Source organism: Streptosporangium vulgare (assembly GCF_042428775.1).
Lineage (GTDB): Bacteria > Actinomycetota > Actinomycetes > Streptosporangiales > Streptosporangiaceae > Streptosporangium > Streptosporangium vulgare.
Genome location: NZ_JBHMBS010000018.1, coordinates 1 through 13,054, shown reverse-complemented (window position 1 = coordinate 13,054; position 13,054 = coordinate 1). Strand labels below are relative to the sequence as shown.

At 73.7% G+C, this 13,054-nt stretch carries 8 protein-coding genes; 6 read left to right on the top strand and 2 right to left on the bottom strand.

Annotated elements, in window-relative coordinates; all coding sequences use genetic code 11:
* Window positions 1-56 precede the first annotated feature (56 nt).
* Window positions 57-884 (bottom strand): DoxX family protein, encoded by an 828-nt coding sequence (locus ACFFRH_RS30050; RefSeq protein ID WP_344748882.1) that lies wholly within the window; start codon window positions 882-884, stop codon window positions 57-59.
* 79 nt (window positions 885-963) lie between these two features.
* Entirely contained in the window at window positions 964-2,508 is a 1,545-nt protein-coding gene (locus tag ACFFRH_RS30045) for an MFS transporter (protein ID WP_386161063.1), read from the bottom strand.
* A 356-nt stretch (window positions 2,509-2,864) separates the two neighbouring features.
* On the opposite strand from ACFFRH_RS30045, the gene ACFFRH_RS30040 reads away from it, so the two are divergent.
* The 6 genes from ACFFRH_RS30040 to ACFFRH_RS30015 all read left to right on the top strand — a co-directional run.
* Entirely contained in the window at window positions 2,865-5,027 is a 2,163-nt protein-coding gene (locus ACFFRH_RS30040) for a tetratricopeptide repeat protein (RefSeq protein WP_344748880.1), read from the top strand.
* A 593-nt stretch (window positions 5,028-5,620) separates the two neighbouring features.
* Window positions 5,621-7,987, top strand: a complete 2,367-nt coding sequence (locus ACFFRH_RS30035; protein ID WP_344748879.1) for an AAA family ATPase — start codon at window positions 5,621-5,623, stop codon at window positions 7,985-7,987.
* Window positions 7,988-8,395: 408 nt separating this feature from the next.
* Window positions 8,396-9,379 (top strand): ABC transporter permease, encoded by a 984-nt coding sequence (locus ACFFRH_RS30030; protein ID WP_344748878.1) that lies wholly within the window; start codon window positions 8,396-8,398, stop codon window positions 9,377-9,379.
* A gap of 7 nt (window positions 9,380-9,386) precedes the next feature.
* Entirely contained in the window at window positions 9,387-10,295 is a 909-nt protein-coding gene (locus ACFFRH_RS30025; protein ID WP_344748877.1) for an ABC transporter permease, read from the top strand.
* Between the two features lie 3 nt (window positions 10,296-10,298).
* Window positions 10,299-12,596, top strand: coding sequence for an ABC transporter ATP-binding protein (locus ACFFRH_RS30020; RefSeq protein ID WP_386161062.1), 2,298 nt, complete (start codon window positions 10,299-10,301; stop codon window positions 12,594-12,596).
* Between the two features lie 254 nt (window positions 12,597-12,850).
* On the top strand, window positions 12,851-13,054 hold a 204-nt coding region (locus tag ACFFRH_RS30015; protein WP_386161061.1), incomplete at its 3' end, for a helix-turn-helix domain-containing protein.

Genomic DNA, 13,054 nt, shown 5'->3' with positions numbered 1-13,054 from the left:
TTAAACGGAGAAGAAAGCCCCTCTGTCCCAAAAGAGGGAAATGTCGTTTTAGATGGTCAGCTCTCCGAGGAGGGCCTGTCCTTCTTCCCGGCCACGAGGGTGTCGCCCGCCTTACCGGGCTTGGGCGCGGGCGTGGGCGACGCGACCGGTGCGGGCGTGGTCGCGGGGGTCGCGGGAGGCACGGAAGAGGCGGCACCGGACGGGGGCTTGCGGGTGCGCGTACGGGGACGGGTGGCGGCGGGGAACTCCGCGGTGTCGGTGGCGCCCTCGGAGGGGGATCCTCCCGAGATGGATCCCCCCGCGGGACGCTCCGAGGCGGGTCCTTCCGGGAGCCGCTGCGAGGCGGGCGGAGCGGACTCGCCGGGCTTCTTCCCCGCGCCGGGCCGGGCGGGCGCGGGGGGAACCTCGGGCTCGCGCAGCGCGGCGATGACGTCGTCGGCCTCGGCCTCGGCGGCGAAGTCCTCGGCGGCCTCGGCCTCGCGGCGCTTGATCACCACCATGTGGTCGACCGACAGGCGGCCCGCGCCGCCGACCGCGAGCAGGATGGAGGCGGCCCCGAGCGCCACGATCAGCTTGGCGTCACCGCCGGTGAGCGGCAGGCCCACCTCGCCGCTGGCCAGGACGAACACGGCGAGGGCCTCGGCGAACAGCAGCAGCCCGCACGCGGGCACCGCGAGACCGGCCACCAGCAGCGCGCCGCCGATGAGTTCCGTCAGCATGGTGGTGGCGGCCCACACGTAGGGGCCGGAGGCACCCAGGCTGGTGAACTGCTCGGCGGTGGCGTTCAGGCCTGCTTCGAGCTTGTGCCAGCCGTTGGCGAAGAAGATCCCGCCCACGCCCAGCCTGGCGGCGAGGGAAGCAAGATCATGGAGGGTTTGTCGCACGGTTCCTCATTCTGGTTAGATTCCCCGTTCCTGCCCACGCTTGACCGATAGATGACCGAGCAGGGGCCTTCCAAACCCGTCACGAGGGGTCGTCCTCCCGCCCGTCGGGGCGGCGGGGCACCAGGAGCGTCACGACCAGCGCGGTCCCGCCGAGCAGGAACACGCTCACCGCCACCGTCGTGTGCAGGCCGGAGACGAACGCGACGCGGGCCGCGCCGAGCAGGGCGTCCCCCACGCCGCCGCCGAGCTCCCGCGCCGTGTGCGCGGCGGAGGCGAGCGACTGGCGGGCCTGGTCCATCATCGCGGGCGCGACACCGGGGACCGAGGCCAGCGAGGGGGCGTACACGACCGCGGTGATCGTGCCGAGCACCGCGACCCCGAGCCCGGCGCCCAGCTCGTAGGCGGTCTCCTCGATCGCGGCGGCGCCGCCCGCCTGGGCCTCCGGGGTGGAGGACATGATCGTGTCGGAGGCCGCCAGCAGGGTGACCTGGATGCCGAAGCCGATGCCGACGAAGCAGAGCGTCAGGGCCATCGGATGCCCCTCGGTGTGCCAGGCCAGGGTGGGGGAGAGGGAGAGGGCGGTCAGCGCCAGCCCGCCGCCCATCGTGGCGCGCAGCCCGAACCGGCGCAGCAGCCGCGCCCCGGCCAGGCCGCCCGCGATCGAGGCGATCATGAGGGGGAGCATCCGTACGGCCGCCTCCAGCGGGCTGTCGCCGAGGACCAGCTGGAGATACTGGGCGAGCATGAGCTCCAGCCCGACCAGGGCGAAGACCGTCAGCAGCACGGCGCCCACCCCGGCGCAGAACGCCCGCCGCCGGAACAGGCTCAGGTCCAGCAGCGGGAAGGCCAGCCGCCGCTGCCTGCGGACGAACCAGACCAGCAGCCAGACCCCGCCCAGGAACGCCGCCAGGCCGCCCGGCTGCCCGGCTCCGGCCTCCTTCAGGCCGAAGGCCACCCCGAGGATGCCCAGCACCGACAGCAGCGCGCTCAGCGCGTCCCACGGCCGGCTGGAGCGCCTGCGGGACTCGGGAAGGAGCCTGGCCGCGACGGGCAGCAGGACCACCAGGATGGGGACGTTGATCAGGAAGACGGCGCCCCACCAGAAGTGCTCGACGAGCACCCCTCCGACGATCGGGCCGACCGCGGCCCCGGCCGCGGCCACCGCGCTCCACACGCCCAGCGCGATCGCCCGCTCGTGCCGGTCGACGAAGACCTGCCGGATGATGGAGAGCGTGGCGGGCATGATCATCGCTCCGCCGAGGCCGAGCAGCGCGCGTGCGGAGATCAGCGCGAGCGGGGTCGGCGCGAACGCCGCCGCGGCCGAGGCGGCACCGAAGACCAGGTACCCGGCCAGCACCAGGCGCTTGCGCCCGTACCGGTCACCGAGGGTGCCGAAGGTCAGCAGCAGCGGCGCGACCATCAGCGAGTAGACGTCGATGATCCACAGCAGCTCCACGGAGGACGGTTCGAGGGCGGCCGTCAGCGCCGGTACCGCGATGTGCAGAACCGTGGCGTCCACCGCGATCAGCAGCAGGCTGAAGCAGAGGACGGCGAGGACCGACCACCGGCCGGCCCCGGATGCCCGCGGGTCGCCGTCCGCGCGTCTGGCGATGACGGTGGTCATGAGCCGCTCAGGATTTGCCGGCCTGGACGAACATGCGTCGCAGCTTAGGCGAAGTCGGGCAGTGCCCGGGGCGGCATTCGGTGATTAATTCACGTGGATATGTCCGTTTTAGGGCGCTCGATTGGTCAATATTCGGGGCCTCACAGGGGTGTCGGCGACCTCTCTAGAGAGATACAGGCATATACCGCCGTCTAGGCAAAAGGTGATCTCGCACGGACCATGGCGATCGTGGAAGGTCAGCGCGAGGCCCGTGAGCCGCCGTGGTGAGCGGGCCCGGCGGAAACGGCTCCGCCCAGGTCCCGCCCCCTCGAGACCCCGTCGACCCCCGGCACGGGAAAGACCCCGGCCAGGCCCCCGTGCGCCCGGGGGGGCCCGCCGATCCCCGGCACGGGAAGGGCTCCGGCCAGATCCCCCCGCCCCCGAGGGACCCCGCCGACTCCCAGCGCGGGAAAGACCCCGGTCAGGCCCCCGCGCCCCCGGGGGATCCCGCCGACCCCCGGCGCGGGAAAGACCCCGGTCAGGCCCCGGCCGACTCCCGTTACGAGCGCGAGCACGGCCCACCGCCGCCGCGAGACCTCACCGACCCCCGGCACGGGTACGACTCCGGTCAGGCCCCCGTGCCGGCGCGGGATCCCGCCGACCCCCGGTACGAGAGCGAGCACGACCCCGCCTCGGTCCCCGTCCCGCAGCCACGGGACCCCGCCGATCCCCGGCAGTGGTGCGCCGTGGCCGCCGCGTGGCTGGGCCGCGACCGGCCCGAGGCCGCGCTGGAGGCGGCCCGCAGGGCGCTGGACCTCGACCCCCGCGCCGAGTCCGGCGCCGACTGGGGGTACCGCCTGGCCAGCCTCGCGTTCGAGCGGCTCGGCCGCGACGCGGAGGCCGTGGCGGCCGCCGAGGAGGCCGTACGCCTCGCACCGGGCTCCTGGGCCGCGCGGATGCGCCTGGGAGCCGCGCTGCGCAGGGTGCCGGGGCGCTGGCGCGAGTCGCGGGCCCAGGCGGCCAGGGCCGTGCGCTACGCGCCGGAGGAGCCGGACCCGCACGTCCTCGCCGGTGACCTCGCGCTGCTGAGAGGCGAGTACGGCCTCGCGGAGACCGCCTACCGCGAGGCGCTGCGCCGCCTGCCGGACCACCCGGGCGCCAGGATCAACCTCGGCCTGACCCGGCTGCGCTGGGAGCGTCCGCGCGCCCACCACGACCCCGCCTGGCCGGTCGACCCGCGCGAGACGGGCCGGGCCAGGCGCGCCCTGGAGAGGTGGTCGCGGCGGACCCGGGTCCTGCTGGCCGTCGCCCTCGTCGCGGTCTGCGTGGCGGAGTTCGGGTTCGGCCTGGCCTCCGTGGCGAGGATCGGCGGCGGGCTGGTGTTGCTCGCCGTCCTGGCGATCACCCTCAGACAGGCGCACCGGGTCAGGCTCTGGTCGTACGTGCCCGGCATGCTCGCCCGCGACCTCTGGCTCGGCATGTCGGTCTCGATCACCCTGGTCGCCGTGGCCGCGTACGTCGCGGCCGTGGCCACCCTCCCCGCGGAGGCCCCGCCGGTCCTCTCCGGCCCGGTGCCGGGTGTGCCGGGGCTGGTCTGGGCGGGTCTCGCCGGGCTGGTCCTCCTCAACGGGACCGTGCTGCTCGTCCTGCGCGTGCTCGTCGAGGCGTGGCGCGGGCGGCCGGTCAGGGCGCTGGCCGAGTTCGCCGCCGCCGGCGACGACCGCACGGCCAGGCGCGACGTGAACGTGACCCTCTGGCTGGTGGCGGGCCGGGTCTGGTCGGTGCCGGTCGCGGTCGTGGCGGCGGTCGTCGTGCTGGACGAGCGGAGCTGGGCGGCGGTCGCGCTCGTCGTGCCGCTCGCGCTCGGCTGGGCCCGCGGCCGGGTCGGCCCGGCCCCCGGCCTCACCCGCCTCACCCGCGCGCTCGCCTCCGACCGGGGGCTGGCGGCGGCGCTGGCCCTGCCCGCCTCGGCGTCGGTCCTGCTGGGCGTGGCCGGAGCGGCACCGGTCCTCGGGCTCGTCACGGTGGGCGAGTGGACCTGGCGGGCCGGGGTCGCGCTGCTGGCCGTACCGGTGGCGATATTCGCCGCGAGGTCGGTACGGGCGTGGTGGCGGGGCGCGCCGGGGCCGTGGCGGGCCTCGCTGGTCATGTGCGACGGCTGCGGGAGCCGCCTTCCCGGCGACGTGGGCCCGCCGGTGGGGCTCAGCGGGGAGGTGCGCGCGGCCTTCACCTACGCGCGGGGGGTGGTGCTCGCGTACGCCGATCCCAGCGGCCCGCGCGCGCTCGCCGTCGGCGCGGTCAGCTCGGTCGGCCCGAGCGGCGAGCTGCGCCTGATCGCCGCCTCCGACGCCTGGGAGGCCGCCGAGCGCGACCCCAGGGTGGCGGTCTTCGTCGCCGATCCGCTCGACCGCCGTTTCTGGGCCGAGGTACGCGGCATCGCCATCGGCGACACCGAGGCCGACCTGCTGAGGATCACCCCCAAGGAGGTCGTGGTCGGCGAGTATCCCGGCCGCCACCAGGGCCGGGCCCACCGAGGCTGAAACGGCCACCGGGATCGCGGGCCGAGGGGCCGGGCGGGGCAGCGGGGGGCCGGGCGGGCAGCGGGGTCGCGGGCCGAGGGGGACTCCGGGGCCGACGGAGGCGAGGGGCCGAGGGGGACTCCAGGGTCGCGGGCCGAGGGGCCGGGCGGTCGCCGCGGCCGGGCCGTGGGCTGCCGCGATCGGGCCGTGGGCCGTCTTGCCGGGCGGTGACATTTTCCTGCCCGTCCCCTGATGTGTCTCCGCGCGTCGTCCCGCGTCACCCCGTGCCTCCTCGCGTCACCCCGTGCCTCCTCGCGTCACCCCGTGCCTCCTCGCGCGTCCCCGCGCGGACGGGCGACGGGCGGCGGCCGGGACCGGGCCGTACCACCCGTGGGGGACGCGGGATCGGGCCGCCGCGCGCGGGGCGCGGCGGCGGCACAGGGAAGTGTGGGACCGGAGGGACGGAGCGGGGCGAGCTTGCTGCCTCGAACGTTGGTTTCATCCGTCCTCATCCGTATATCTGATCGTGCCCGCACGACGGCGTGGCGTGCCCCTCAGGCACGCGCAAACGTCCTCTTGTTGCGGTATAACCGGGGGCGAACCGGGGAGGCGTGATGCGGGAGTCCAGCAGGGCCCGTCCGGCGGGGCGCGCGGCGGCACGGGATCTGTTCGAGCAGGTGCGGCTGGGCTACTTCCGGCTCGCGCCGCCCCTGCGCAGGCTGATCTACGTCGCGGTGCTGGCCGGAGCGGTCGGGCTGGCGCTGGTGACCGGCTGGTCGATCCTCGGCACGATCTTCGTCACGCTGACGCTGCTCGGCTTCGCGGCGCTGACCCTGAGCTTCCCCCGCGCCGCCGCCACCCTGCTCGTGGTCCTCGGCTGGCTGGCGGGAAACCTGATCTTCCAGACCGTCCTCTTCGGCCTGAACTCGCCGATCCCGACGGCACTGATGCTCCTGGGCCCCCTGGTCGCCGGAGCCGCCCACCTCATCCGCTGGGTCCCCCCGTGGGTGACCACGGTCATGGCGCTGGTGCCCGCCGGGCTGACGGCCGTCGTGCTCGGCGTGGCCGTCCCCGGGTTCGGCTCGTACCCGGTCATCTGGGCCGCGTACGCCGTGGCGGCCGGGGTGCTCGTGTACCGGTTCCTGCAGGCCCGCCGGGTGCGGATCGCGCTGCAGACGGGGGAGCGACAGCAGGCCGGGCTCCGGGTCCGCGAGGGCGGCCACCTCCCCCCTGCCCAGGGGACCGGCGAGCGGGACGCGCCGCCGCCCATCTCGGTGGAGGAGGCCCTCGGCGAGCTGGACGCCATGATCGGACTGGCCCCGGTGAAGGAGCAGGTCCGTTCGATCGCCGCCTCGATCGAGGCGGCGAGGCTGCGCAAGGAGGCCGGATACTCCACCGAGCCGCCGATGCGGCACTTCGTGTTCGTCGGCCCGCCGGGCACCGGCAAGACCAGCGTGGCCAGGACCGTCGCGAAGATCTTCTACGCCTTCGGCCTGCTGGAGACCCCCTACGTGGTGGAGGCCCAGCGGGCCGACCTGGTGGGGGAGTTCCTCGGGGCCACCGCGATCAAGACGAACGAGCTGGTCGACCGGGCGCTCGGCGGGGTGCTGTTCGTCGACGAGGCGTACAGCCTGATCAACTCCGGTGACGGCCAGCCCGACAGGTTCGGCGCGGAGGCCGTGCAGACGCTGCTCAAGCGGGCCGAGGACGACCGCGACCGGCTGATCGTCATCCTGGCCGGATACGAGAAGGAGATGGCCACCTTCCTGGCGTCCAACCCCGGCCTGTCCAGCCGGTTCTCCAGCAGGGTCCGCTTTCCCAGCTACGGCCCGGACGAGCTGCTCCAGATCACCGGGCTGCTGCAGGAGCGCCGGGGCGACCGGATGGCACCCGAGGCCGCGCCCGCGCTGCTCGCCCGCTTCGAGGACATCCACCGGCGCGCGATCGTCGACGAGCTGGGCAACGCCCGGTTCGTCCGCAGCCTCGTGGAGGCCGCCGCGCAGGCCAGGGACGTGCGCGTGGTGGGGGCCGGTGGCGCGCCCACCACCGAGGACCTGGTCACCACGGTCGAGAGCGACGTCGTCAAGGCCTTCGACGAGCTCACCGCCCGCTACCGGAGCTACCAGGCCGCCCCCTCCCTCGAGGAGGCGCTGGCCGACCTCGACCGCATGGCGGGCCTGGAGCCCGTCAAGCGACAGGTGCACGCGATCGCCGCGCAGCTCAGGGTGGCGAAGATGCGACAGGAGCGAGGGCTGCCGACCCCGCCGCAGATGCGGCACTTCGTCTTCGCCGGGCCGCCCGGCACCGGCAAGACCACCGTGGCCCGCATCCTGGGCCGCATCTTCGCCGCGCTGGGCCTGCTCGCCCAGCCCGACGTGGTCGAGGCGCAGCGGGCCGACCTGGTCGGCCAGCACCTGGGCGCCACCGCGATCAAGACGAACGAGCTGGTCGACCGGGCGCTCGGCGGGGTGCTGTTCGTCGACGAGGCGTACGGCCTGGTCAACTCCGGCTACAGCGGGGGCGACGCCTTCGGCACCGAGGCCGTGCAGACACTGCTCAAGCGGGCCGAGGACGACCGCGACCGGCTGGTGATCATCCTGGCCGGGTACGAGCGGGAGATGAACACCTTCCTGTCGTCCAACCCGGGCCTGGGCAGCAGGTTCAGCCAGCGGGTGCAGTTTCCCTCGTACTCCCCGGAGGAGCTCACCGAGATCGCGGTGCTGCTCGCCGACGCGTCGGGCGACCGGTTCGACGACGCCGCCCGCCGCGACCTCACCGAGGTCTTCACCTGGGTCTGCGACGAGGGCCTGATCGACGGTCTCGGCAACGGCAGGTTCGCGCGCTCGCTCTTCGAACGCGCCGCGATGCGCAGGGACGTCCGCCTGGCCGCCCTCGGCGGAGGCACCGCGAGCGCCGCCGACCTGACCACCATCACCAGCGCCGACCTGCGCGCCGCCGTGGACGAACTCGCCGGGAAGTGACCCGGCTCTCCGGAAAGTGACCCGGACCTCCGGGAGGTGCCGTCGGTTCTTCGGGAAACGGTCCTGGTTCTCCGGGAGGTGCCGCCTGTTCTCCGGGAAACGGTCCCGACTCTCCGGGAAGTGGCCCTGGCGCGAGGGGAAACGGCCCCGGCCTCCGGAGGGTGACTCCGGCGCTCTGTGAACCGGCCCCGACCGGCCGCGCCCCGGCCCCGACCGGCCGCGCCCCAGGACTCGACCGATCGTGCTCCGGACCCGATCTGGCCCTCCCCGGACCCGACCGGCTGACTCGCGGGCCCTGCGACGTCATCTCTCACCGAGATCCCTCCGATTCGGTACGCTGTGCAGCCCGCCGGTCGCCGAGTGTAGCAAGATGGTCACCGACAGCGGCGGGGCTCCGGAGGAGGAAAGATGGCGGGATTCCTTGCCCGCAGGCTGCTCAACTATCTGGTGCTGATCGTCGTGGCCACCAGTCTGGCCTACATGCTGGCCGCCTCCGCCCTCAACCCGCGATCCAACTACGAGGGCCGCAACCCCCCGATCCCCCCGGCCGTCGTCGACGCGCGCCTCACCGAGCTCAACCTGAACGACCGCACCCCGCTGTTCGAGCGCTACCTGACCTGGGCGGGCGACCTCGCCGGCGGCGACTTCGGCAAGACGGTGGCCGGAGGCTCGGTCGGCGACGACCTCGGGCGCCGGATCGGCGTCACGCTGCGCCTGATCACGATCGGGCTGATCCTCGGCAGCGTCACCGGCGTGCTCATCGGCGCCTACGCCGCGGTCAGGCAGTACGGCCTCTTCGACCGGCTGTCGACCGGTCTGTCCTTCGTCGTCCTCGCGATCCCCACGGTGGTGCTGGCCAACATCCTGATCATCGCCGCGATCCGGCTCAACGAGGCGGCCGGCACCCAGATCCTCCTCGTCAGCGGCGAGGCGACCCCGGGCCTGCCGGGAGGGCTCGCCGCCGCCGCGCTCGACCGGATCCGGCACCTGGTCCTGCCCACGCTGTCGCTGTCGCTCGGGCTGGTCGCCGTCTACAGCCGCTACCAGCGCAACATGATGCTCGACGTGCTCGGCGCCGACTTCATCCGCACGGCGATGGCCAAGGGGCTGAGCCGCCGCGCCGCGCTGACCCGGCACGCGCTGCGCACCGCGCTGATCCCGGCGGTCACCTACTTCGCCTTCACCTTCGGCGCGCTGCTGGTCGGCACCACCTTCACCGAGAAGATCTTCGGCTGGCACGGCATGGGGGAGCAGCTGGTCGACTCGATCTCCACCAACGACGTCAACACCGTCGCGGCGATCAGCTGCTTCGCCGCGCTGGCCGTGCTGCTGGCCTCGCTCGCCTCCGACGTGCTGCACGCCGTCCTCGACCCGCGCGTCCGGGTGGGGTGAGCCGGAGATGACCATCGCCGAGGAGGAGCTCGCCGAACAGCGGGCGTCCGTCGACAGGATCAAGGCGCCCTCGCGGCTGCGGGTGGTCGCGGGCCGCCTCCTCCGCTCGGGCCGGGGCAGGATCGGCTTCGCGCTGCTCACGCTGATCTTCCTGCTCGCCTTCGCCGGGCCCTACCTCACCCGCTGGACGTACGCCTCGAAGGACTACACGGCCTTCCTCGCGCCGCCCTCCGCCGACCACTGGTGGGGAACCCTGCAGACCGGCGCCGACGTGTACGCGGTCACGCTGCGCGGCCTGCAGCGCTCCCTGATCGTCGGCCTGCTCGCCGCGGTGGTCGGCACCGCGCTCGCGGCCGTGGTGGGGGCTTTCGCCGGATACTTCGGAGGCTGGACCGACCGCGCGCTGACCTGGCTGACCGACCTGCTGCTGGTGCTCCCGGCCTTCCTGATCCTCGCCGTCATGTCCCCGCTCTTCGCCGGGAGGCAGTGGCCGGTCTTCGTGCTCGTGCTGGCGCTCTTCCTGTGGATGGTCACCTCGAAGATCGTCCGGAGCATGACCATCTCGCTCAGGGAGCGGGAGTTCATCCACGCGGCCAGGTTCATGGGGGTGCCCCCGACGAGGATCATCTTCCGTCACGTGATCCCCAACATGTCCTCGCTGCTGGTCGTCGACGCCACGCTCAACGTCAGCGCCGCGATCCTCACCGAGACGTCCCTGTCCTACTTCGGGTTCGGCATCCAGCCACCCGACGTCTCGCTGGGCAGCCTCATCGCCGACGGCGCGCGGACGGCCCTCTACGCCCCCTGGACGTTCTGGTTCTGCGCGGGCCTGCTGATCGTCACCGTGCTCGCGGTGAACCTGGTCGGCGACTCGCTGCGCGACGCCTTCGACCCCACGTCGCACCGGGGCGGGTGACCGGTGACGAGCGAGTGGCCCTCGGGCGCGGCATCCCGGACCCGCGGGACCGGCGAGCACGCGGCCGCGCCCGGCCCGGTCGCCCCCGTGCTGGAGGTGCGCGACCTCGACGTCACCTTCGGCTCGGGGCCCGGCGCGGTCCGCGCGGTGAGGGGCGTGGGCTACGCGGTCCGTCCCGGCGAGGTGCTCGGCGTCGTCGGGGAGTCCGGTTCCGGCAAGTCGGTCACCTCGCTGGCCGTGATGGGCCTGCTCCCGGCGCACGCCCGCGTCACCGGTTCGGTGCGGCTGCTCGGGCGGGAGATCCTGGGCGCCCCGGAGAAGACGCTCACCGCGTTCCGCGGCAAGACCGTCTCGATGGTCTTCCAGGACCCGCTCTCCGCGCTCACTCCCGTCTACCGGGTCGGCGACCAGGTCGCCGAGGCGATCCGCGTCCACCAGCGGGTGAGCGCCGGTCAGGCCGCCAGGCGCGCCGTCGAGCTGCTCGACCTGGTCGGCATCCCCAACGCCGCGCAGCGGGCCAGGGCGTTCCCGCACGAGTTCTCCGGCGGCATGCGCCAGCGCGCGGTGATCGCGATGGCGATCGCGAACGACCCCGACGTGATCCTCTGCGACGAGCCGACCACCGCGCTCGACGTGACCATCCAGGCGCAGGTGCTGGAGGTGCTGAAGACGGCGCAGCGCGAGACCGGCGCGGCGATCGTCATCATCACCCACGACCTGGGGGTGGTGGCCGGGTTCGCCGACCGGGTCCTCGTCATGTACGCCGGGCGTCCGGTCGAGGTCGGCTCGGTGGACGAGATCTACTACCGCAGCCGCATGCCGTACACCATGGGCCTGCTCGGCTCGATCCCGCGCCTCGACCGCGGCCGGGAGCAGCCGCTGGTGCCCATCGAGGGCAGCCCGCCGTCACCGGCGGCGCTGCCGCCGGGCTGCCCGTTCGAGCCGCGCTGTCCGATCGCCGTCCCGGAGTGCGCCGAGGCGGAGCCGGAGCCGGAGCCGGTGGGCTCGCCCGGCCACCTGGCGGCGTGCGTGCGCTCCGGCGAGATCGAGGCGGCGGGCTGGTCACCCGCCCAGGTCTACGGCGTGCGCGGCCCCGCGGCCGGTCTCTCCCGGAGCCCCGCCGACCCCGTCGCCTCGGCCGGTTCCGTTACGCCGGTCGGCCCCGTTACGCCGACCGGTCCCGCCCCCCAGGCCGGTCCCGCCGCCCCGACCGGTCCTGTCGCCTCCACGAGGTCCGCCGGGCTCGTCGCTCCCGCTCCTGCTGCCGCTGCCGGGGAGCCGCCGCGCCCGCGTGACGAGCGTGACGTGGTCCTCGCGGTCGAGGACCTGGTCAGGCACTACCCCCTGGTCAAGGGGACGCTCCTGCGGCGGCGGGTGGGCACGGTCCGCGCGGTGGACGGCGTCGGCTTCGACGTCCGCGAGGGCGAGACGCTCGGTCTGGTCGGCGAGTCGGGCTGCGGCAAGACGACCACCCTGATGGAGATCCTGGAACTGGCCGCGCCGCAGAGCGGCAGGATCGTGGTGCTGGGCCGCGACACCTCGCGGATGGACGCCCGCGACCGGATGGCCGTGCGGCGCGACATGCAGGTCGTCTTCCAGGATCCGCTCGCCTCGCTCGACCCGAGGATGACCGTCTACGACATCCTCGCCGAGCCGCTGCGCGCGCACGGCCGCCGGGACCCGGGCCCGAGGATCGGCGAGCTGCTCGGCCTGGTCGGGCTGGAGCCCGGCCACGCCGCCCGCTACCCGCAGGACTTCTCCGGGGGCCAGCGCCAGCGCGTCGGCATCGCCCGCGCCCTCGCGCTGGAGCCCCGGCTGGTCGTGCTGGACGAGCCGGTCTCGGCGCTCGACGTGTCCATCCAGGCGGGGGTCCTCAACCTGCTGCAGGAGCTGAGGACCCGCCTGGGCCTGTCGTACCTGTTCGTGGCGCACGACCTGGCCGTGGTCCGGCACATCGCCGACCGGGTCGCGGTCATGTATCTGGGCAGGATCGCCGAGATCGGCCGGGCCGCCGGGGTCTACGACACGCCGATGCACCCCTACACCCGGGCGCTGCTGTCGGCGGTCCCGCTGCCGGACCCGGTGCTGGAGCGTTCCAGACGGCGCGTCCTGCTGGAGGGAGACCTGCCGAGTCCGGCCGACCCTCCCTCGGGGTGCCGTTTCCGCACGCGCTGCCCCCTGTTCAAGTCGCTCGACGAGACCGTCAGGCTGCGCTGCGTGGACGAGGAGCCCCGGGTGCGGCAACTGGGGGACGACCACGGCGTCGCGTGTCACTTCGCCGAGAGGATCGACGCCGTATGACCCGGTCGCGCGCCCGTTCGAGCACCCGTCCACCACCCGGTCGCGCGCCCGGTCACACCCGGCCGGATGCCCGGCCGCACGCCGGGACCGGATCGGTCGCCCGTCATTCGTACGCGCACCCGCACGCCCGTTCGTATGCCCCGGGAGGAACACCGTGATCTCGTCCATAAAGGCCGCAGGCTCCGCCGTTCGGGGCGGAGATAGGCCGGAACCGGCCAGCACGCTTAACATGATCACGCAGGATCATGTTAGGCATGTCCCAGATCGTGAAGCGGGCCTTCAAGTACCGCTTCCACCCGACCCCCGAGCAAGCGGATCTGCTGGTCCGCACGTTCGGGTGTGTCCGGCTGATCTGGAACAAGGCGCTTGCCGAACGCAACCGCCGCTACACCGACGAGCGTGTCTCGACCTCGTATGTGGAAACCGCCAAATGGCTGACCGTGTGGAAGCAGGATCCG

Excerpts from the sequence above, each read along its gene's own strand:
- ACFFRH_RS30045 (WP_386161063.1), bottom strand. The coding sequence starts at position 2,508 with ATGACCACCGTCATCGCCAGACGCGCGGACGGCGACCCGCGGGCATCC.
- ACFFRH_RS30035 (WP_344748879.1), top strand. The coding sequence starts at position 5,621 with ATGCGGGAGTCCAGCAGGGCCCGTCCGGCGGGGCGCGCGGCGGCACGG.
- ACFFRH_RS30030 (WP_344748878.1), top strand. The coding sequence starts at position 8,396 with ATGGCGGGATTCCTTGCCCGCAGGCTGCTCAACTATCTGGTGCTGATC.
- ACFFRH_RS30025 (WP_344748877.1), top strand. The coding sequence starts at position 9,387 with ATGACCATCGCCGAGGAGGAGCTCGCCGAACAGCGGGCGTCCGTCGAC.